This window comes from Vibrio rhodolitus, assembly GCF_003350325.1.
In the GTDB taxonomy this organism is placed as follows: domain Bacteria; phylum Pseudomonadota; class Gammaproteobacteria; order Enterobacterales; family Vibrionaceae; genus Vibrio; species Vibrio rhodolitus.
Map to the genome: position 1 here is coordinate 1 of NZ_QLYZ01000044.1, position 1,298 is coordinate 1,298.

Here is a 1,298-nt window from a genome sequence, read left to right on the forward strand (position 1 = left end):
CTTAAGAATCCCCTCATAATTTCCATATAAAACAATGAGTAGACGCACATCGCTCATTCTGATCTAATGAATTTCGCCAAAAACACACCTGATTAAATGGATTTAATAGGAATTCCTAACGATGCGCGATGTTCAAATTCTACAGCAAACTATCGAAAACCAGTGCCCAAACATTCACAAAAAACGACTTAGATCTCTGATGCTTGCAACTAAAACGGTACTCGATGGTTCGGACCTTACATTAACCAAAATTGGACGAGCACTTGAGACGAATACCACCGTAAAACACGCGATAAAACGCATTGACCGACTTCTRGGGAACCGAAACCTGCACAGAGAAAAAGATGCGATTTATAAATGGCATGCGTCGTTCATTACCCRARCAAATCCCTTTCCTGTGGTTCTYGTCGATTGGTCTGATGTGAGAGAGCAACTCAGATATATGACATTGCGTGCTTCTGTTACCGTTAAGGGGCGAGCAATCACCCTTTATGAACAGGCATTTGAGTATAAAAACTACAACTCACCCAAGAGCCAYCAACTCTTCCTCGATAAGTTAGAAACWCTGCTCCCAAATGGCTGTACGCCTATTGTTGTCTCTGATGCGGGCTTTAGGAATACATGGTTTCGTCAAGTTGCCAATAAGGGTTGGTTTTGGCTTGGGCGTGTACGCGGTGAGGTCTCAATAAAGTGTGGTGAAGCGCCTTGGCAGTGGAACAAAACTTTCTACCCTCAAGCGAGGAACAAGGTCCAGTTTTTAGGTGCAAGCCAGTTAGCAAGACGCTCGCCACTCTTGTGCTTTGCCTACTTATACAAAAGCATTCCCAAAGGTAGAAAAGCACATCGACATAGCCGAACCTGTCAAAAGCACTCTGCGGGGAAAGTGTTCCACAAGGGCGCAAAAGAGCCTTGGCTTCTGGTTACTAACATCCCCAATGGCGTAAAAATAACGCGTTTATACGCCAAAAGGATGCAAATTGAAGAGTCGTTTCGAGATTTGAAAAGCCCTGCTTACGGGTTAGCCCTTCGTCACAATCGGACACGTTGTACTAATCGAATCGACATATTGCTACTTATGGCATTAATGGCAGAAATTATTATGTGGTGGAATGGCTTAATCGCTATACAAGCGAAATGGCATTATGACTTTCAAGCGAACACCATTAAGCACCGACGCGTACTCTCGATCCCAAGGCTTGGTAAAGAAGTTCGTTGCCATCGAAGGTACCGAATAAGTGAATCACAATATCACTGGGCGATAGTGGAATACCAACGGCTGACACATGCCTGTGGACTGG

General features: G+C 44.3%; 1 protein-coding gene. It reads left to right on the forward strand.

Annotated elements, in window-relative coordinates:
* Nucleotides 1-121 precede the first annotated feature (121 nt).
* A partial coding sequence (locus DPF93_RS20975; RefSeq protein ID WP_114767930.1) for an IS4 family transposase occupies nucleotides 122-1,298 on the forward strand: 1,177 nt, incomplete at its 3' end.